This window comes from Peptostreptococcaceae bacterium (assembly GCA_016649995.1).
Taxonomy (GTDB): Bacteria; Bacillota; Clostridia; order Peptostreptococcales; family BM714; genus BM714.
In genome coordinates this window covers 46,734-65,817 of sequence record JAENWJ010000003.1, presented here as the reverse complement: position 1 = coordinate 65,817, position 19,084 = coordinate 46,734, and the positions used below count along the sequence as shown (strand labels likewise).

Genomic DNA, 19,084 nt, shown 5'->3' with positions numbered 1-19,084 from the left:
GATCTTTATCTTTGATCTTTATCTTTGATCTTTATCTTTGATCTTTATCTTTGATCTTTATCTTTGATCTTTATCTTTGATCTTTGATCTTTATCTTTGGTCTTTATCTTTATCTTTGATCTTTATCTTTGGTCTTTATCTTTGATCTTTGGTTTTTTCTTTCTACTTTCTACTTTCTACTTTCTACTTTCTACTTTCTACTTTCCACTTTCCACTTTCCACTTTCTACTTTCTACTTTCCACGTTCTACTGTTCTTCCGCTCCCCTCTATTCTACCACACACTTCGTAACAAATGCCCTGCCTGTTTTTCGGCTAAATTCCCAAAACTTCCCTAATAATCCACATTTCCCTCTTCAATTCCTCTACATCAGCTTTTGTTGCAGGATTTTCACCATCCCCGTAGAAATACTTATGTGAATTGTTTACTATGCCGCCATTTGATACAAAACAGTCGGCCTTCGAAACCATTAATGCATCTCCACAGGCCTTTCGTATTGAAGCTCCCGATCCAAGAACCTGCAGCGTGAGTCCGTTGAAGAAGCGAATACTGCAATGCAAATCATCTTCTCCTATTTCATCGATAGCAAAATAATTGACATAGCCATAGCTCACATCGCCTCGTACAGCCGGCTTTCTCATCTTGACAGGAACAAGCAATATCCTTGAATTAACATACAGCGGCACAAGGATTTTTTTGCCGGTAACTTCGGCGCCCCTAAGCTTCACGGCATTCTTGTCCACACGGGCCTTAAGAAAAATATTTCTTAAGACAGTTTTCATGGTTTTATATTCTGTTTCAATCCTCTTGTCGGCGAATGCAATATCCGTTGCTTCACCTCTTGAAGGAATATATTTTGGCTTAAGATATATAGGATCATCAAGCTTCAATTCATTGTTTTTCATGGTTAACCCCTCATATAAGATACGATTAAGATACGATAATTATAATCGAACATATGTTCTGTGTCAATTATTTACAGAGGGGATTCTATAGTGAATAAAGAAAAAACCACACTAGATACACGCATTAAGGCAATAAAAAAAATTTGGATATGATTAAAAATGAGCTATCCATTTTAAGGGATAACTCATAAACTAAAACGAAATATCATTTCTTTCATGGCAATTTTATTTTACACAGATTATGTTACACTCTCAAAGGAATCTCTGAAATATGAGATAAAACCTCTGTTAATCTATCAATATGGACTTGATTCTGTTTTAATGGATTGTAAAACTTCTCTTTTCGCTTATAAATAACTTGCTTCCAATAATAATCTTCCTCTTTTCCTACTATCCAACCCTTATAATTTTTTGTTTCAATTACAAAAACACCATACTCAGAAACTACAATATGATCTATTTGTGCTGTTTTTCCATCATCAAGTTTTATAGTTACATCATTAACTATTTTATATACATCTTTATCTAATCTACTTAATTGAAATTTTACTAAAAGCTCACCCATCCAACCTTTAAATGTTGCTGAACCTATCACTTTAAAAAACACAATAAAAAGTATTAACTTTACATATAGTTCAATCCATGCGGATGTCATCTTTTTCCTCCTAATTGCTTTTGGTGTCGAATAACGTTCCCGCAGTTCTCGATGTTCGCTTGCTTATATAAAGACTTTCTAAACCAGGCTTTCAAAAGCCTGATTACCGCTTCATGTTGTTAATCAATGACCACATTTCATCGGCAGTCTGTACTGCACGGGCATTCATCTGATAAGCTCTCTGCGAAATCATCATGTCCACCATTTCCTGACCGATATCCACATTGGATTTCTCGACAAATCCCTGCCTTACCACCGTTTCAAATAACTTATTCCTCTCAATCTGCTCCAGTCCATTTTCGTCGGATAAGAAATAGCCCTCTCCCACCTCTGTCAAGACTTCCTGAGACATGGTCCTGTAAAGTTTCAGGCTTCCCATGGATTTTATTTCTCCGTCTGTCCCTGTCACGAATAATTCGCCATCCACTGTTACCTCTATTTGCTCCGGAGCCCATCCTTCAAGTGATTCCTCGTTTTCAACGGCCACCTTATAGCCATCTTCATTGACAAGTTCACCATTCAAAGAAAGTCCAAACTGCCCGTTTCTTGTCAAAAGCAAATCCCCTGAAGGATTTTCCACTCCAAAGAATCCTTCCCCATCCAGGGCTATTGCAAGTGGATTCTCATCAGTCATCAGTATGCCCTGTTCCCATATGCGAATGGAGTCGCCTGTCTTTATCCCTGTTCCTATTACAAGGTTCTTTCCTGCGTTTTCAGATAGCGGCACACCCCTGCCATTAAGTGAATCCTTCAAAAGACTTTCAAATTCCGTGGAAATCCGTTTATATCCATCGGTCTGGCTATTGGCCAAATTGTTTGAGATTACATCCAACTTATTTTGATATGCATTCATACCGGTTCTACTTGTATACAATGATCTATACATGCTTCAACCCCCCTTATACTCTGCCGATGTCGCTGACCGCCATACCCAGGATTTCATCCAGCGATTGAATCACTCTTTGATTCGATTCAAAACTGCGGGCTATTTCAATAAGCTTAACCATCTCCTCAAGGGCGTTTACATTAGAAGCTTCTTGAACCCCTGATACTAATCGCGTATTTTTTGCCGGTATTTCAAGGTTATTTTTATCAACCGGAAGAATGTAAACACCATCTGTCACTTCTACGAGAGCACTAAGATCCTCAAAATCAACTAGATCAAGTGTGTAAAGCTTTTTCCCCTCGGAATCGGTAATATTTCCTGCACTATCAACCGCGAAATTTGCCTTATCAAGCTGTATCGGTTCAAATCCTCCGCTTTCGGAACTTTTTCCAAATAAACGAAATCCGCTTGAATTGACAAGATAACCCATGCCATCCCTTTCAATGGAACCATTTCGAGTGTAGGCGGCTTGTCCGGAGATAAGCTCTGTCTTAAAAAACCCACGACCTTCAATAGCCAAATCCTCAGGCCTACCGGTTTCCTTGAGCAGTCCCTGCGAAAAATCAGTCAGCGCATCATTAATTTCCAATCCGAACTGAAGCGTTCCAAGGGAAGTCTTGGAATTTCCTGAACTTTTGAGAATTTGCGAATCCTCTCTGGCCATGACCATCAGAGTCTGTTTTTTGAAAGAAGGCGTCTCGATATTTGCTATATTATTGGAAACGTTCTCTTGGCGCTTTTGTTGCACTATCATACCCGATGCTGCTGTATACAATCCTCTAATCACTTGGTAGCCTCCTCATAAAAGTCTTGTGCCTTAATCTCTGAATGATACATCATCCCTAAATCTCTGGCTTTTTTTTCCAATTCATAATTGGTAAGCCCGACTCTTGAAAAACCCAGCAACAAAACTGCCACTAATAATCCGGTACCGAACCCTATTATGAAATTCGCAGAAAGTTTTATTTTTGATAATTTTTTTTCAATAATAGTAATTCCCCCTTGTCCAAACCTGTCTCCATAGATAATTCCTCCAAGCTCTTTCCATTGAAATCCAGCTTGTCGTAAAATTCTTTTTTTAGACTTTTGGAATTTCCCGAATACGTTTGCTCTATGTGCTGCCTAGGGGGTTTGAAATCTTGCAATAAATTTTCTATCAGTGTAACTCTATCCTCTAGAGCTCTTTTGGAATTACTGATATTTATAAAATCAGATTCCATTTGACGAACAGCTCGGCCCATATCCATACTATCGGTAAACAAAACGTCTGAATCAAGCGAATCCACTATCTTATCGGCAGATTCTTTTTCAACATCATCCAATACACTTCGAAAGGCCCGTTTGCGTCTCTTTTTGACAAAACCGTAAATTACGCAAACCGTCCCAATAATCATAATCAGAATCTTCATATTCGGATAGTTCCCCCTTCCTCAGACAAATATCCTCTCATCTTAAGCAATATCTTTCCGTGTATTTGCGACACTCTAGACAGGGACACACCCAAGAGAACGGCAATATCTTTCAATGGAAGCTCTTCGTAATAATACAAATTCAGAATAAACCTTTCTCTTTCCTTCAAACCTTCAATAGCCTCTGCCAGTAAAAGGGAACGCTCATCCGCTTCCAATGTTTCAATTGGGTTTTCTGCATTTTCATCCACCAGAATATCTTTCAACGAATAATCTTTCTGATCTGCGACAAAAAGCGTACCTTCCAGGGAATACTGGGATAAGAAGTGCACTGTATGATGTATGGCATCAAGCTGATGAACATCGATACCTAGATATTCACAGATTTCTTTATCTGTAGGTTCCCTCATTTGTCGCTGTTGCAAAATTTTCACGGCTTCGTACAAACGATTCACCTTGCTCATCCTATCCCTCGAAATCAAACCGTTCTTTCTCAACTCATCAAGGATGGTGCCACGAATACGCCATTTGGCATAATGCTCAAAAGGCGTATTTTTTGAAGCATCATATCTCGAGAAAGCATCCATAAGCCCGATGATGCCTATATGAATCAAGTCCTCTCGTTCCATATTCTGCTTGTTATTTGTTCCAATCCTATCCACTACTTTTTTAACCAAGGGAAGATATCTCAAGATATCCTCTTCTGTTCTGCCATACGCCAATTGTTCCATCATAATCAACACCTCATCATTCTTTGCGAATTTCTAACTGTTCTCTCATCTTTTCAAAGATGAAATGAATGATTTTTTCTTTCGTATTGAATTTCAAATCTAAAAATCGCACACCGACCCGACATCTCTGTCCTTTACCCTTGTACAATTTCTCCTTGCATATAACCTGTCCTTTTAGAGCCTCTTTCAGCAGAGGGTGTTCTATCAAAACAAGAATATGGTCACCCTCCTTGAGGTTATCCGCGCTAATCAAACCTATGCCCTGCCCACTCAAATCAACGCTCACGCATTTTTTAAAAGAATGTTCAAAACGTTCAAAATGCTCCTCAATCTCATTCATAACCATAACATTTAAGTCGTCCAATTTATTGATATCAATTTTCATGTAATACACGTTCAATACTATGGAAAATCGGATATCCTCACGTCTTTGAACTATTTCTGTTTTGTAGTCTTTCGGCCGCGGCACTCGGTAAAGCAGAATATTGTCCATTTTCGATCCGTCAACAATGCTATCAAAGTAATAAAGGCGGTTTTCTTCATAATAAATCAGTTTTATCTTTCGCCCCGCCTCGAGTCTTTTCTGCATCCCTTTATCTATGGGAATGCTGATGTAAATATAAGCTTCATCAAAATCCTGAAGCAAGCTACTTCCGATATGCTCATTTTCAATTGACGATACGTCCACTTTGCTATTAATCACGTATTCCATCGATTCATACCATCCTCACCCAAAAATTTTAAATAATCGATTGTAGACTTCCGACATGGTTCTGATTTTCGTCCCTTGCACTTCCTCTCCCATAATCCGGTCTGAAATTCTTTCGATGCTCTGACTCGCAAGGCAATTGGGATATTGCAGTATAAAAGGCACCTGCTTCATGACCGAATTAACCACTCGTACGTCGTCTACAACATACCCAAGATATTCCAAATTGATACCCAGGAAGTTACTTGATGTCTTCTGAAGCTTTTCATATGTCAATTCAGCCAGCTTACTACTGGTAGCCTTATTCACAATCAATTTAACTTTTTTCTTCATTTTAAGCTCCGCTATGATTTTCATGACGCTATATACATCTGTGATGGATGTAGGCTCCGGAGTTGTGACCAGAATCACTTCATGGGAAAAAGTGATAAATGACAATTGATTCATTGATATGCCTGCCCCTGTATCAATTAGAAGAATATCGATATCCTCGATTTCAGTGAATTGTTTTGCCAGTTCACCTTGCCTTTTCCCATCAATTTTAGTCATTTCCATCATTCCCGATCCCCCTGGAATGATGCGAATCCCCCCCGGACCGCTTACAACAGCGTCGTTCAGATGTTTGTTCTTAAACATAACGTCATAGAGTGTAATACTCGGATAAATTCCCAACACCACGTCCACATTTGCAAGTCCCAAATCCGCATCCAAAATCATGACCCTTTGACCTTTCTTCTGCATAGCTATGGCCATATTGACGGCAATATTGGTCTTGCCGACTCCGCCCTTGCCGCTTGCAATGGTATATATCTTGATATTCCGATTCATATTATTTTGTAGATGATTGATATCTCTTTGAACAACCATACTTCTCAGACGATTCGCTTGATCCATCATACTTGCAACTCTCCCCACGCATATTTAAACAATAAATCCTTCGATGCCTTTTCCAAATCGTCCGGCACTACTTGGCCCGTACTGATGTAGGTTATTGGCTTGTCGGAACAATAGAAAGCATTGACAATATTGCCATAGCTCTGAGTTTCGTCAAGTTTCGTTAAAATCAGGTGGTCATAATCCATGCACTCGTAATTTTTAATAATCTTAACAAAGTCTGTATTTTTCGTTGTCATGCTAACTACTAAGTAAGTTTTTTTGTCATCGACTACATCAATGTAACTCTTCATTTTATCCAATTGTTGAGTATTCTTATGGCTTCTACCGGTAGAATCAATCAATATCAGATCGCAATCATCCAATCGTTCGAAGGCTTCCTGCAGTTCCTCCTTGGAAACCACAACTTCGAGGGGGATATCCAAAATATTGGCATATATTTTCAATTGCTCTACAGCCCCGATTCGATAAGTATCGATAGTGATTAAACCGACTTTTTTCTGATGAATCAAAGATTCGCTTGAAGCGATTTTCGCGATTGTCGTGGTCTTGCCGACCCCCGTAGGTCCTACAAAAATCATTACCCGGCTCTTTGGCACATCTACTTTCAACTTATCATTGAAACGTTCCTTTAAGAATTCATATAGTATAATCCTATTGACATCCTCCGGTGAAACCTTTTTGACCTCGCAATATGTATCGAAATCATCTATTACTATCCTGTTGAAATCCATATCAACCAGCATATCATACAAGGCGTTCTTGCCGCCGAAGGCCTTTGTCTTGGGCGTCTGCACCTTTCCTACCAGTTCCATGACAATATCTCGAAGTTCATGGACTTCTTTGCACATATTTTCCGAATCCTTTTCAGGCTCCGGCTCTTTTTCTACCACAGGCGTCTTTTTCTGGATACCCCGTTCTTTCATCTCCTCAGTCTCTGTGGCCGCCGTCACTTCTAATACCCGTTTTTTTAAGAACCAGAAAAAACCCTTTTGCCGAACACTGCGCTTGCTAACAATAATTGCATTGCTTCCAAGATCCTGCTTGATTTTAACCATGGCATCATACATGTCATCAACTAGATATTTTTTTACAATCATGATTTTTTCACCATCCCCACTCCTTCTATTTCAATAGAATTCGGTATTTCATTCAGAGAAATCACCGCCAAATCCGAAAAAGTAATCTCAACCAAACGCTTAAATGGACCCCGTATTCTCGGAGAAGCCAGAACTACGGGCTTCTTATTCTTAACGACGCTTTCCTGTCTAAGCTGGCTAAGTTTTTCAAGAATCTCGGAATTAAGTTCCGGATTTATGGCCGGAAAAGATCCTTGAAAAGATTTTTGTATGTTCTCATAAATCTTCTGTTCTACATCCGGATGAATCGTAATCACATCCAGACTTCCCTTTTCATTCAAATACGGTTTCACAATGGTTCGGCCAATTCTATGACGCACATATTCTGTAAGAATCTCCGTATCCTTGGTATTCACAGCATAGTCCGCCAAAGTTTCAAGTATGGTGACAAGATCCTTTATGGGAACCCGCTCCCTTAAAAGATTCTGTAGAACTTTTTGCAAATCCCCAACAGAAAGCAAATCCGGAATAAGTTCCTCCACTACGGCTCCATACTTTTCCTTAAGCATATCTAAAAGGGATTTGACCTCCTGCCGACCCAGAAGCTCATGACTATACTTACGAATCACCTCATTCAGATGAGTCACCATAACCGTCGCCGGATCGACAATAGTGTACCCGAGCATCTCAGCCTTGTCCTTCTGGGACTCATCCACCCATACTGCCGGCAATCCAAAGGCCGGTTCCACCGTTTCTTTTCCAACAACTTCCATTTTATCGTTTCCCGGATCCATAACAAGATAATGATTATGCAAAACTTCCCCTGAAACGATTTCATTGCCCCGAATCTTGATTACATAAGCATCTGATGGCAGTTGAAGATTGTCGCGTATGCGAATGGGTTGAACTATTATACCCATTTCCGTCGCGCATTGCCGTCTAACGGCCGCAATCCTATCTAATAAATCCCCCCCTGAAGAAGCATCCGTCAAGGCAATAAGACCGTACCCTATTTCTATCTCAAGTGCTTCGACTTGAATGTATTTTACAACATCTTCCGGTTCTCTTTCTATTGCAACGGCAGGTTTTGCTCTTTTAACGCTTTCAGCCCGTTTCTTTTGTTTGGCTTCCTCATTAAGAAAATAGGCTAGAATTCCGTTTAATGTGCCAATGCTGAGGAAAAGGAAATTGGGTAGGGCCGGAATCAGACCAAGCCCCAGAAGCACTACAGAAACTATTCCAATAGCTTTAGGCTCTGACATAAGCTGTTTTGAGAGTTCACTTCCAAAATCAGTGCCAGTAGCCGACCGCGTCACTAATATTCCCGAAGCCACGGAAATCAAGAGTGCCGGAACCTGACTCACGAGACCGTCCCCGATTGTGAGTATTCCAAACTTCTGTATGGCTTCTCCGAACGGCAGACCCTTCTGGCCCACGAAAATAGTTATGCCACCGAGAAAGTTTATTATTACAATTACGATTCCTGCAATGGCATCGCCTTTGACAAATTTACTTGCTCCATCCATAGATCCGTAAAAATCCGCTTCTCTCTGCAAATTCTGTCTTCGGCTTTTGGCATCCTGATCCGTTATTACTCCGGCATTAAGATCTGCATCAATGCTCATCTGCTTGCCCGGCATGGCATCAAGGGTGAAACGAGCTCCCACTTCAGCAACCCGTCCGGCACCGTTGGTTATAACTATGAATTGTATGACAACAATGATTATGAAAATAATGGCCCCCACCACATAATTGTCTCCTGTTACAAACCCTCCAAATGCACCAATCACTTCTCCCGCCGCCCCCTGACTGAGAATCAGGCGAGTCGAGGAGACATTTAGCCCCAGACGAAACAATGTTGTAATCAAAAGCAGCGTGGGAAAAGACGAAAACTGGAGAGTATCCGTGGTAAACATGGTAATAAGCAAGATTATCATGGCCAAAGTTATATTAAAAGTCAACAGTATGTCAAGCAAAATAGGAGGCATAGGTAAAATTATCATACCTATTATGCCAATGACGCCAAATGCAGTCAATGTACCCATATTGTTGCTTATTTGCTTCATTGCGCTTACTTGATTATTTTTCATGGGTATTCCTTTCATTACCTTCGATGCTTCTTCTTCATTTTATAAACCATTGCCAATATTTCAGCCACCGCCTGATATAGATCGGCCGGCACCTCATCCCCTACATTGGAACGCTTGTACAACATTCTTGCCAGGGGTTTGTTCTCAATAAGAGGAATGTCGTTAACCTTGGCGATTTCCCTTATCTTAAAAGCTATCAAGTCCGCCCCTTTGGCCACTACAACCGGGGCTTCATTCTTTTTGTCCTCATATTTCAAGGCAACAGACAGGTGTGTCGGATTTGTCAAAATCACCGTTGCTTGGGGTACATCGGCCATCATTCGGCTCATGGCCAATTGCCGTTGTTTCTGTTTCCTTCGGGACTTGATTTTAGGGTCTCCCTCCATCTGTTTCATCTCTTCCTTAATTTCATTCTTCGTCATCTTGAGGTTCTTCTTGAAATCATATTTCTGATAAACGAAATCCACTATAGCAAGAATCCCCAAAACCACGGCAATCCTAACCACCAATCTGTATATCAAGTCCTTTGTTAATGGAAAAACCGCTTCCGCTTTCATTCCAACTGATGAAAAAACCATGGGAATATTTTTTTTAGCAAAAGTGTAAACGATGTATCCAACTAGCAGAAATTTAAAAAGAGTCTTTATCAAATTGAACAATGTCTTTTTCGAAAACAGATTTTTAAATCCCTCCAACGGATTCAATTTTTTGAAATTCGGTTTAAGTGGTTCCACCGAAAAAAGGAAACCTGATTGGGATAAATTCGCTACCGTCCCCGCCACCATTACCGTAGCAAAAACAATGGCCACTACGGATAAATAAGAATAACCATAATAGATGAGCAATGGCCTTAGATTCCCTATAGTGACCTTATAATCAGCATTAGACAGGGCTCCATACAAAAAGAAATACAATTTCTCGAACCCGTATTCTCCGGCGTACATTAATAAAATAGCCGCCAAAATAAGTATGATGATTGAGTTCAAGTCGGTGCTTTTTGCAACCTGCCCCTTTTTACGTGCTTCACTGAGTTTCTTCGGGGTAGGATCTTCGGTCTTTTCATCCGCCGCAAAAAATATCGAATCAAACCGGTCGGAATCGAAAACCGGCCTAATGCTTCCGGTAAATCCCGCGGGCAAAAAAACGAATTCGCCACTTCTGTCCCATGCAACACCGTCTATAAAAATTATTATTGCAAAAAATAAAATCCATTCCGTGTGTCCCATCAGATCAACTCCAACCTCCCATATATAAAACCGCAAGCACCTCCATCAGTTTTTCCAATTGAAAGGGAATGCTTTCAATTACCGGAATCATCATTCGGATGATTGACGGCATAAGCAAAATCGAAGCCGACACCCCTATAAGAACCTTAAGTGGCAATCCCAAAATAAACACATTAAGCTGTGGTACCGTCCTAGCAAGCATACCCATAATGACATCCGTCATGAAGAGTATAAGCAGCAACGGCACTGCAATCTGAAAAGCCGTACGAAAGCTCGATGTAAAAAGAAAAATGACATCTGCAGCCTTCAAATGCTCCGTTACAACTCCTCCTACCGGCAAAATTTCAAACATTCTAGCCATGACATAAACAAGATAATGATGGGCATCCACAGCGAAAAACAATGCCAGCCCCATCCAGTAATACAACCGGCCGTAAAGTGATACCTTGTTCTTAGTCAACGGGTCATATACCGAAGCCATTGAAAACCCTATTTGAAAATCAATCAGCTGCCCGCCCATCTGCATTGCAATAAAAATAATGTTGGTCGTAAAACCGAGAGCCAGTCCAAAGATCACTTCAAAAACCACCTGCAATACATAGCCTATCAACGTTGGTTCCACAAAGACATCTGCATGAGCTATCGGATATAGCAAAATACTAAGTATTACCGCAAAACCGACCTTCAACAAATTCGGAAGTCCTCGAACTGAAAAAATCAGTGACGTTCCCATGAAGCTGGCAATTCTTGCTAAAATAAGAAAATAAACCGTAAAATTATAAATTGTCATGGAACACCTACCTGATCATGGTGGCAATGTTAGTGAACATTTGCGTCGTAAAATCCGTCAATTTACTCAACATATATGGTCCTGTAATCATAATTGTGAAGAACACAGCTACAATTTTGGGTACAAAAGTGAGAGTTTGCTCCTGAATCTGTGTTGTAGCTTGAAATATACTAACAATAAGTCCGACAAGCAGCGCCGCCATTAAAACGGGACCGGCTGTAAGTAGCACGGTTGTCAACGCATCTCTCATGATATCGCCAACCATTGACTGAGTCATGATACATCCCCCCTAAATAAAACTTTCCATAATGGATTTCACAACTAGATACCACCCGTCCACCATTACAAAAAGTAAAAGTTTAAACGGAAGCGATATCATTACCGGCGGCAGCATGAACATGCCCATTGACATAAGTATGCTTGCCACGATTAAATCTATGACGATGAATGGTATAAATAGCATGAAGCCCATCTGGAATGCGGTTTTTAGCTCACTGATAATAAAAGCCGGAATCACTGCCATGAAAGACGTTTCTATGCTGGTTTCAGGAAATTCGTCACCCGACAGATTTATAAAAAGAGCCAGATCCTTTTCTCTGGTCTGATTAAGCATAAAATTCTTGATTGGCTTTGAACCTATGTCGATGGCTTCCTCCTGCGAAATTTCATTTGTCAAGTAAGGATTCACCGCATCTTCGATGACCTCCGTGTAAACCGGCGCCATAAGAAAAAATGTCAAGAAAAGCGCCAATCCGATTAATATCTGATTAGGAGGCGTCTGCTGGGTGGCCATGGCACTTCTAAGGAAAGAAAGCACAATGATAATCCTCGTAAAAGACGTCATTAGAACTAAAAACGAAGGCACAAGTGTCAGTACGGTCAACATAATCAATATTTTGATGCCATCGACATAATCGTCCGGTGTTTCTGCCTCGTCGACATTGATGCCGATTCTTGGAATCGGCAAATCCACTTCCTCTGCGAAGGACACATTGCCCATGAAAACGATGATAATAATCGCCAGTATTAAAAATGCCAGTTTCCTATTCATAGCCATCCTTCACTTTCTCTTTCCATTTGAAACTTTTCAGTTTCCCCACGAAACTCCTTCCATTGGAAAAACCATTTCTGAGGAAGGCATCGATTTCCGTATCCGACAACTCGCGGATTGTTTCAACCCCGTGCTCCGTAACGCCCAACACATAGTAGGCGTCAAATATGCGGACAATGCTCAGAACCGCCTTGTTATAAATCGGAACAGTCTCAATAACCTCGAGATTCCTCGTATTTCCCATTCTTTTCAGATATCGATTCCCCAACCTGAGGCTGAAATAAGCGACCATGATTACCACCGGAAAGGCTATGAACAATTTAATAAGGCTTTGAGTAAAATTCATATTTCCCATATTGCTGTCCTCTTCTCTTTTTAAATCACTGAATCAAAATATCGACAATATAGACTTCCAAAATCAGTTCCGGCTCGAAAAGTTCATTTAATTTGTTCATAATCTCTACCTTTAATTCATCCGTCTTTTCGACTGCCCTTATATCCTCCGCAGTCTTCGAGCGAAGAGTTTGTATAATTATATCCCGGATTTGAAACTTTTTATCCTTTATAAAAATCTCGTCTTTTTTGTTTGCATACCCTACGGCTATCTGAGTCTTCAAATAGCTTCTGTTGTTGGAATCGTTCAGATTTATAACGAATTCGCCCAAGGGATAAACAACTTCCGCCACAGGTGCAACCTTGGAGTCCTCATTGAAAATAAAGGTCTTTGTGAAGTAGGCATATGCAAAAAACGAAGCGGCTGCCAAAGCTAAAACGAGAACCGCAATTATGATTAGTGTTTTTACTTTCTTCTTAGGATTTTTGTCATCGTGAGCGTTGCCCTTACTATTTGCATTATCTGTCAATTTCAATTTCCTCCTATTCCGTTTCTACCAAAATCAAAATATTCACCCGACGGTTCATGGCTCTACCCAAGGTGTTGTCATTGGTTGAAATGGGTTTGTATTTTCCGTATCCGGCTACAGATATTCGTACAGGATCTATATCCTTTTCTTCGGTAAAATACCTCAGTACGTTTATGGCTCTGATTACCGAAAGTTCCCAGTTGCTAGGGAACTTGGCCGTATTTATCGGCACTGTATCCGTATGTCCCTCGACGATTATTTTATTGTCAAATTGTTCTATTAGCATCACAACCTTATCAAGTACCTCCTTGCTATTTCCCTTCAATACGGCCGCTCCTGAATCGAAAAGCACCTTCTCCTTGATGTCTATAATAACTCCTCTCCGATCAGCCCTTACAGATATCTCAGCTTGGAGACCCTCTCTTTTAACATATTCATTCACCAATTGGTAGAGCTGTACCAGTTCCGTGTTCATCTCTTCAATCTGGGTTTGTTCAATAGGCAAAAGATCATTAATCGGAACATTGCCCGGCGGAATGTCGTCGGAGAAAATTGTCGGTTTGGCCTCGCCAATCAGAACACTTTGCAAAGCGCTAGCCACATTCTCGAATTTAAAGACGTCGATAGTCGACATTGAGTATAGCAGGATAAAAAAAGTCAGCAAAAGTGTCATGAGATCTGAAAAAGTAGTCATCCAAGATGGAGAACCTCTGCCATCATCCTGTTTTTTTCTTCTAAGAGGCATTTTTTATCACCACAGCTTCCTCCTCCCGGTCCTTCTTTCTTTCATATGGCGATAAGTAAGTAGTCAATTTTTCTTCAACAATTTTCGGGTTTGTTCCCGACTGAATAGACAAAATCCCTTCAATCATCATTTCTCTGGTAAAAATTTCCTCTTCGGTCTGACTTTGCAACTTGGTGGCGACAGGAATAAGTAACATGTTGGCAAAAAAAGCTCCATAGAAAGTGGTTATCAACGCCGTGGCCATGCCTACCCCGATGGCACTGGCGTCGTTAAGGTCGCTCAACATGATAACAAGGCCGATGAGAGTACCAATCATGCCAAAAGCCGGGGCTAACTCCCCCCATGACTTGAAAATATTATGTCCAACACCATGACGTCTTTCAATTGTAGCGATTTCAAGACCCAAAATAGACTTGATGTTCTCCGGCTCAATTCCGTCCACTACCATCCGCAAGCCCCTGATGAGAAATTCGTTTTCTATTTTCTCCACTTCTTCCTCTATCGATAATAGACCCTCCGAACGTGCCTTGCGTGAAAGATTTGCGAACAAAACAACTAAATTGCTGCGATTGTCCATATTAGATATGAATGCCTGCTTTAAAATCTTGGGAACACCCAATAGCACTTTTATAGGATAGCTAGCCATGAGTGCGCAGAATGAACCTAAAACGGTTATAACCAGAGATGAAAGACTCCAGAATACCATAATATTTCCCTGCGTTGAAATAGCTATTATAATCATCGTGGTTCCTATAAATATGGCCAGCAATGGAAAAATATCGATTTTTTTCATTCTTTAGCCTCCTAAAGCCCGCCATTTATTTTTCTGCGGTAGGCTATGACGCTCTCCACTACTTCCAGCGCCTTTTGACTTACCCTGATTTTCTTGCCGCTTGTCAAGGTAATTAGAGTATCAGGGATTTCCTCAATTTTTTCAATCAGTTCTGCATTGAGATAAAAAGGTTCACCCTTTAATGAAGTCAGTCTTACCACTTGAAAACAACTCCTTTATCGGGGCGGGCATTCTATGCGCCCGCCCCTGACTTCCTACCGACTCGAATTAAATTTTAGCCGGCTTATGATTTTTATTTGTTTTTCCATTTCCCACTTTATTTTTTACATCTTTTCCTGATATCTTTAATCTTTAATCTTTAATCTTTAATCTTTCCACTTCCCAATTATCGCTTGAGGTTGATCAATTCCTGAAGCATTTCATCCGAGGTCGAAATCGTCTTCGCATTAGCCTGATAGGCCCGGCTGGTGATTATCATCTCGGTGAATTCATTGGCAAGGTCCACATTCGACATTTCCAATACTCCCGGCCTTATTGCTCCGAAGCCGTTTTCGTTAGCCACTCCGACTTCAACTTCCCCCGAATTTCGTGTATCCCGGTATGTATTTCCTCCCAGCTTGTCAAGCCCTCCCGGATTTTTGAATTTGCCAATGCCTATTTGTCCCAATGAGTATACCTCTCCATCACTGTATATGCCTTGTATCAATCCTGAACCGTCTATGGAAAAGGTCTCCAAGCTGACGGTGTTCGCCCCAACGGTCATTTCATTTGGAATGCATATGGACACCAGCAGATCGCTTTGTGTGGAATCGCTTGGGCTGGTGATGACGGTTGTGCCAGTGTGATCATACGCCCCGACGCTTCCAGTCAATCCGTCGGCAGCATACCCAAGCACGCGAAGTCCCTCAGCATTAACCAAATTACCCTCGTAGTCGGTGAAGAAGGCTCCGTCGCGCGTGTAGCGCTTCATGTCTCCTGCACTATCCCGAGATACCACAAAGAAACCTTCCCCTTCGATTGCGAAGTCGAGTTCTCTTCCCGTAGGCTTAAGAGAGCCTCCGCTCATTACCGTGTCAATCGCCGCAACTCCAACTCCAAGGCCAACCTGCTTGGGGTTTATTCCGCCCAGGCCTGTATCGGAAGGCATCTGCGCGTTTGCAAGAGTCTGGCTGAAAAGATCCTGAAACCTTGCTCGCCCCGACTTGAATGCCGTTGTGTTTACGTTTGCGATATTGTTGCCTATTACATCCATCTTTACCTGATTGCTTCTCATTCCACTTACGCCTGCATAAAGTGATCTTAACATATTAAAATTCCTCCCTTGTGTTTTGAAGATGTGCGCCGCTTCATTCAATCCGCGGCGCCAGGCTTCCTCTTGGAGGTCCGGCCTGTCAATCTTCGTCGATGATGACTGCACTGTCTATGTTTGTAAAAACGTTTTCCTTTGCATCTTTCTGCCCCACTGCCGTAATTATTGTACGGTTGTGGATGCTTGCTACAAAAGCCATTTCCTTGTAAAGAAGCAATGATTCTTTTGCCCCCTTGGCTTCAGCCTTGTCAACTGCCTTTTCAAGATTCCTCATGTCGTTCTCCGTAAGCCTTAAATTCCTCTGTTCCAGTCGTCTGAGTGCGTGTGCTGAAACTTTCAGCTCCGACTTATTATCTAATGTCTTATTAAGAATCTGCCTGAAGTTCCCGTCACCGCGGTTTGCTTTGTCAGTGCCGTTATTCTTGCTTTTCCCTGGTCGGTCAACCGGATAAAGCATTCCATTATTCACTCTGTAAGCCATTTAATCACTTCCTTAAAGCATTTAGATAACAACTTGAGGTTCCGGTGCAAAGGCTTGATCCAAGACCTGGCCAATATGCTCCATTCCTTCAATGATCTGCTGCACCTGTTCATCCGGTGTTAAAGTCATGTTCAGTATGTCCTCCGCCACATATTCCTGGTCCCCCACTACGATATAGAGTCCCGATTCGCGAACCCTGACCGATTGGACTTCTCCCTTGACTATCTCATTTTCTCCCACAACCTCTACAGTCTTTCCTATCATCTGACTTCCAAAAAGCAGGTTCTGATTGTTTTTCAAATCTGCAATGGCTAAATTTAAATTCTCCATCTGCTCAAGGGCAGAAAACTGCGCCAATTGGGCCACATATTCCGAATTATCCCCACCTTCCATGGGATCCTGAAACTGAAGCTGTGCAGCAAGAATCTGAAAAAATTCATTTTTACCGAGTTTCTGTCCGCTACTGCTACTTTGCGATGCATCCACATAGCTGCTTACGTTGCTTACTTCCATCATTTCACCTCCTAAGCGAATAAATCCAATCCCTTTTGTGCGCCTCGCCCTTCTTCAGTTTGCCACAACAAATCATTGCGTTCTTCCCGAAAATCATCCGTAAAATCATCTTGACGGGCCTCTCTCTGAAAATCGAAAGCTCTTTGTCCGAATTCCTCCGAATTGCCTGTTTGTTGATTGAAAACACTCACTTCTATTTCTTTCAGTCGTAGACCGTTTTGCCTCGAAAAAGCCCTATCATCCATGAGAAAATTTTTCAATTGTTCTTTGACGCCTTCGTTTTCCACAAAAATCCGAGCCTTCACCGCGCCGTCCTCGTTCGTCAGTTTAATTTCTATCCTGCCCAATTCCTCCGGCTTCAATCGCACCCTCATTACGGTTTCTCCATTTTCACGGGCTTTGTTCATTCCAAACTCAATCTTCTCACCGATTTCCTCGAAATTTGTAATTGCTCTCGCAGCATCAACCGTCTCCGCCTTGACTGTTTCCAATCCGGCAATTTTTGTATCAATAGCAGGTACACCCTCGACCATTTTAGCAGCCTGCTCTGAAATTCCGTTCTTCAGTTCGGGTTTTGCGGTGTTCTTCAGTTCGGGTTTTGCGGTGTTCTTCAGTTCGGGTTTTGCGGTGTTCTTCATTTCGCCGGTTTCCACGAGCGCGCCTTTCCCTGTTTGCAATGTGCCGGTTTCTTCTTGTCCTTGCTTTTGCATTTCAGGCAAGCGGTTCAAAACGCTCTGCCTCCTAGCGGAATGTAAAAATCTTTTTTCGTCTTCGTTCATCGCGATAGTTTCAAGATTTTTCGGTTGCTTTGATTCCAATCCCTGTATATTTTCCTGTACCCCCGCAGACGGTGAAAACATTGCATTCTTGTCTACCGTTCGCTTTTCGGAAACGATATCAGGCAATCCTTGCTCAGCATAGAAAGTCCCTGCCACTGCAACAGATTCAGCTCCCGGATTTTGCAACCATTCACCAGCAGTCCTGTCGGTAATTTCACTGCCTCTTCCTGCTTCAAGGGGCTGGGCGACTGCCTCATCATTCAGCCTCTCTGATTCGGATTTCAAATTGACATCCTGCATCATTCCGGTTTCTTTAATGAATTCTCGCGGTATCTCAGGAAATCTGCCAAGATTATCAAGACAGACTTTGCCGACCGTCTTTTTCCCTTTATCAAAATCAGCTTCCGAAAGTTCCTTCCCCGCAGTAACATCCTCAATCTCTACGGCTTCAATAATCACCTTCATCTCCATCTGGACACCAGCCAATGCAGACAACATGTCTTTTTCCGGCAATACCTTGTGCGTCGGTACTTGGGTTTCGACGTTCTTGCCGTCTACACTCATAAACCTGCGCATCAAAGCCTCGAATCTTTCACCTTTTCCTACGGATTCACCTATATCAGTCTTGCCTGCCTTCCCGGTGCTCAGCGTAAATTCCGCCTTTTTGCCTATATTCAATTTTATTGCGCATTCCATATATTCACCTCCTATTTGCTTTGACTTTCTATAATTCAAGCCTCCTTTTGAAGGCGATTACAGCCATTTCATCGAGTATACACTCCTCTTTCTTCTTTTCCCCCAGCTTATAAACGTCCAATTGCTTTTCCCGATGGCTTTCGATTGTCTTGCGCTTTATTTGAGCCTTTTCAAAAGCCTGACGTTTCCGTTCGCAAAACTTTCCAGCTTCATGCAAAAGATCATTCTGTTGTCCTTTCTTAAACCGGAGATTCTCAAGATAAAAATAGTAATGCTTCCTAGATGCTACCTGGGTCGGTTTCGCTTTTTGAAAAGAATCGATGATGCCATCGATTTCCGACTCAATTTTTACAACGGACTCCATATGCTCGTTGTAATTTCGCTGAGCACTCGAAAATTCAGAGAGACGCTCAACCTCGGTTTGAATCCTAAGTTTGAGCACATTCTCCAATGTATAGTCGAATCCCTTCATTTCAATCCT

24 protein-coding genes are annotated in these 19,084 nt (G+C 41.6%); all 24 read right to left on the bottom strand.

Annotated elements, in window-relative coordinates:
* Positions 1 to 313 precede the first annotated feature (313 nt).
* On the bottom strand, positions 314 to 904 hold the full coding sequence (locus JJE29_01410; protein ID MBK5251296.1) for a hypothetical protein: 591 nt from the start codon (positions 902 to 904) through the stop codon (positions 314 to 316).
* Between the two features lie 244 nt (positions 905 to 1,148).
* Positions 1,149 to 1,559, bottom strand: coding sequence for an NERD domain-containing protein (locus JJE29_01405; protein ID MBK5251295.1), 411 nt, complete (start codon positions 1,557 to 1,559; stop codon positions 1,149 to 1,151).
* A 103-nt stretch (positions 1,560 to 1,662) separates the two neighbouring features.
* Complete coding sequence (locus tag JJE29_01400) at positions 1,663 to 2,445, bottom strand: flagellar hook-basal body complex protein (GenBank protein MBK5251294.1); 783 nt, start codon at positions 2,443 to 2,445, stop codon at positions 1,663 to 1,665.
* Positions 2,446 to 2,458: 13 nt separating this feature from the next.
* Positions 2,459 to 3,232 carry a flagellar hook-basal body complex protein gene (locus tag JJE29_01395; GenBank protein MBK5251293.1) on the bottom strand — a complete coding sequence of 258 codons (774 nt, stop codon included), beginning with the start codon at positions 3,230 to 3,232 and terminating at the stop codon, positions 2,459 to 2,461.
* A gap of 175 nt (positions 3,233 to 3,407) precedes the next feature.
* Positions 3,408 to 3,854, bottom strand: a complete 447-nt coding sequence (locus JJE29_01390) for a hypothetical protein (GenBank protein ID MBK5251292.1) — start codon at positions 3,852 to 3,854, stop codon at positions 3,408 to 3,410.
* Complete coding sequence (locus JJE29_01385) at positions 3,851 to 4,588, bottom strand: FliA/WhiG family RNA polymerase sigma factor (protein MBK5251291.1); 738 nt, start codon at positions 4,586 to 4,588, stop codon at positions 3,851 to 3,853. The genes JJE29_01390 and JJE29_01385 overlap by 4 nt, the downstream gene beginning before the upstream one ends.
* Before the next feature lie 13 nt (positions 4,589 to 4,601).
* Complete coding sequence (locus JJE29_01380; protein ID MBK5251290.1) at positions 4,602 to 5,297, bottom strand: flagellar brake domain-containing protein; 696 nt, start codon at positions 5,295 to 5,297, stop codon at positions 4,602 to 4,604.
* Between the two features lie 15 nt (positions 5,298 to 5,312).
* Positions 5,313 to 6,191, bottom strand: coding sequence for a MinD/ParA family protein (locus JJE29_01375; GenBank protein MBK5251289.1), 879 nt, complete (start codon positions 6,189 to 6,191; stop codon positions 5,313 to 5,315).
* Entirely contained in the window at positions 6,188 to 7,288 is a 1,101-nt protein-coding gene (flhF, locus tag JJE29_01370; protein ID MBK5251288.1) for a flagellar biosynthesis protein FlhF, read from the bottom strand. The genes JJE29_01375 and flhF overlap by 4 nt, the downstream gene beginning before the upstream one ends.
* A complete protein-coding gene (flhA, locus tag JJE29_01365) occupies positions 7,285 to 9,372 on the bottom strand; it encodes a flagellar biosynthesis protein FlhA (GenBank protein MBK5251287.1) in 2,088 nt (695 codons plus the stop codon). Before flhA ends, flhF begins: the two co-directional genes overlap by 4 nt.
* Positions 9,372 to 10,583 carry a flagellar biosynthesis protein FlhB gene (gene flhB, locus JJE29_01360; protein MBK5251286.1) on the bottom strand — a complete coding sequence of 404 codons (1,212 nt, stop codon included), beginning with the start codon at positions 10,581 to 10,583 and terminating at the stop codon, positions 9,372 to 9,374. The genes flhA and flhB overlap by 1 nt, the downstream gene beginning before the upstream one ends.
* 4 nt (positions 10,584 to 10,587) lie before the next feature.
* Positions 10,588 to 11,373: a flagellar biosynthetic protein FliR gene (fliR, locus tag JJE29_01355; protein ID MBK5251285.1), complete on the bottom strand. Its 786-nt coding sequence runs from the start codon at positions 11,371 to 11,373 to the stop codon at positions 10,588 to 10,590.
* Between the two features lie 7 nt (positions 11,374 to 11,380).
* Positions 11,381 to 11,650 (bottom strand): flagellar biosynthesis protein FliQ, encoded by a 270-nt coding sequence (gene fliQ / locus JJE29_01350; GenBank protein MBK5251284.1) that lies wholly within the window; start codon positions 11,648 to 11,650, stop codon positions 11,381 to 11,383.
* Positions 11,651 to 11,662: 12 nt separating this feature from the next.
* Positions 11,663 to 12,430: a flagellar type III secretion system pore protein FliP gene (gene fliP / locus JJE29_01345; GenBank protein MBK5251283.1), complete on the bottom strand. Its 768-nt coding sequence runs from the start codon at positions 12,428 to 12,430 to the stop codon at positions 11,663 to 11,665.
* On the bottom strand, positions 12,417 to 12,779 hold the full coding sequence (gene fliO / locus JJE29_01340) for a flagellar biosynthetic protein FliO (protein ID MBK5251282.1): 363 nt from the start codon (positions 12,777 to 12,779) through the stop codon (positions 12,417 to 12,419). The genes fliP and fliO overlap by 14 nt, the downstream gene beginning before the upstream one ends.
* Before the next feature lie 25 nt (positions 12,780 to 12,804).
* A complete protein-coding gene (locus JJE29_01335) occupies positions 12,805 to 13,287 on the bottom strand; it encodes a flagellar basal body-associated FliL family protein (protein ID MBK5251281.1) in 483 nt (160 codons plus the stop codon).
* 13 nt (positions 13,288 to 13,300) lie between these two features.
* Positions 13,301 to 14,032: an OmpA family protein gene (locus JJE29_01330; GenBank protein MBK5251280.1), complete on the bottom strand. Its 732-nt coding sequence runs from the start codon at positions 14,030 to 14,032 to the stop codon at positions 13,301 to 13,303.
* Positions 14,022 to 14,825, bottom strand: coding sequence for a motility protein A (locus JJE29_01325; GenBank protein ID MBK5251279.1), 804 nt, complete (start codon positions 14,823 to 14,825; stop codon positions 14,022 to 14,024). The genes JJE29_01330 and JJE29_01325 overlap by 11 nt, the downstream gene beginning before the upstream one ends.
* Positions 14,826 to 14,836: 11 nt before the next feature.
* Complete coding sequence (locus JJE29_01320; protein MBK5251278.1) at positions 14,837 to 15,025, bottom strand: flagellar FlbD family protein; 189 nt, start codon at positions 15,023 to 15,025, stop codon at positions 14,837 to 14,839.
* A 185-nt stretch (positions 15,026 to 15,210) separates the two neighbouring features.
* On the bottom strand, positions 15,211 to 16,131 hold the full coding sequence (locus JJE29_01315; GenBank protein MBK5251277.1) for a flagellar hook-basal body complex protein: 921 nt from the start codon (positions 16,129 to 16,131) through the stop codon (positions 15,211 to 15,213).
* Positions 16,132 to 16,216: 85 nt separating this feature from the next.
* The gene (locus JJE29_01310; GenBank protein ID MBK5251276.1) at positions 16,217 to 16,591 is read right to left on the bottom strand and encodes a flagellar biosynthesis protein; all 375 of its coding nucleotides are present in this window, start codon (positions 16,589 to 16,591) and stop codon (positions 16,217 to 16,219) included.
* A 45-nt stretch (positions 16,592 to 16,636) separates the two neighbouring features.
* The gene (locus tag JJE29_01305) at positions 16,637 to 17,131 is read right to left on the bottom strand and encodes a flagellar biosynthesis protein FlgD (protein ID MBK5251275.1); all 495 of its coding nucleotides are present in this window, start codon (positions 17,129 to 17,131) and stop codon (positions 16,637 to 16,639) included.
* An 8-nt stretch (positions 17,132 to 17,139) separates the two neighbouring features.
* A complete protein-coding gene (locus tag JJE29_01300) occupies positions 17,140 to 18,603 on the bottom strand; it encodes a flagellar hook-length control protein FliK (protein MBK5251274.1) in 1,464 nt (487 codons plus the stop codon).
* A gap of 28 nt (positions 18,604 to 18,631) precedes the next feature.
* Positions 18,632 to 19,075 (bottom strand): flagellar export protein FliJ, encoded by a 444-nt coding sequence (fliJ, locus tag JJE29_01295; GenBank protein ID MBK5251273.1) that lies wholly within the window; start codon positions 19,073 to 19,075, stop codon positions 18,632 to 18,634.
* Positions 19,076 to 19,084 lie beyond the last annotated feature (9 nt).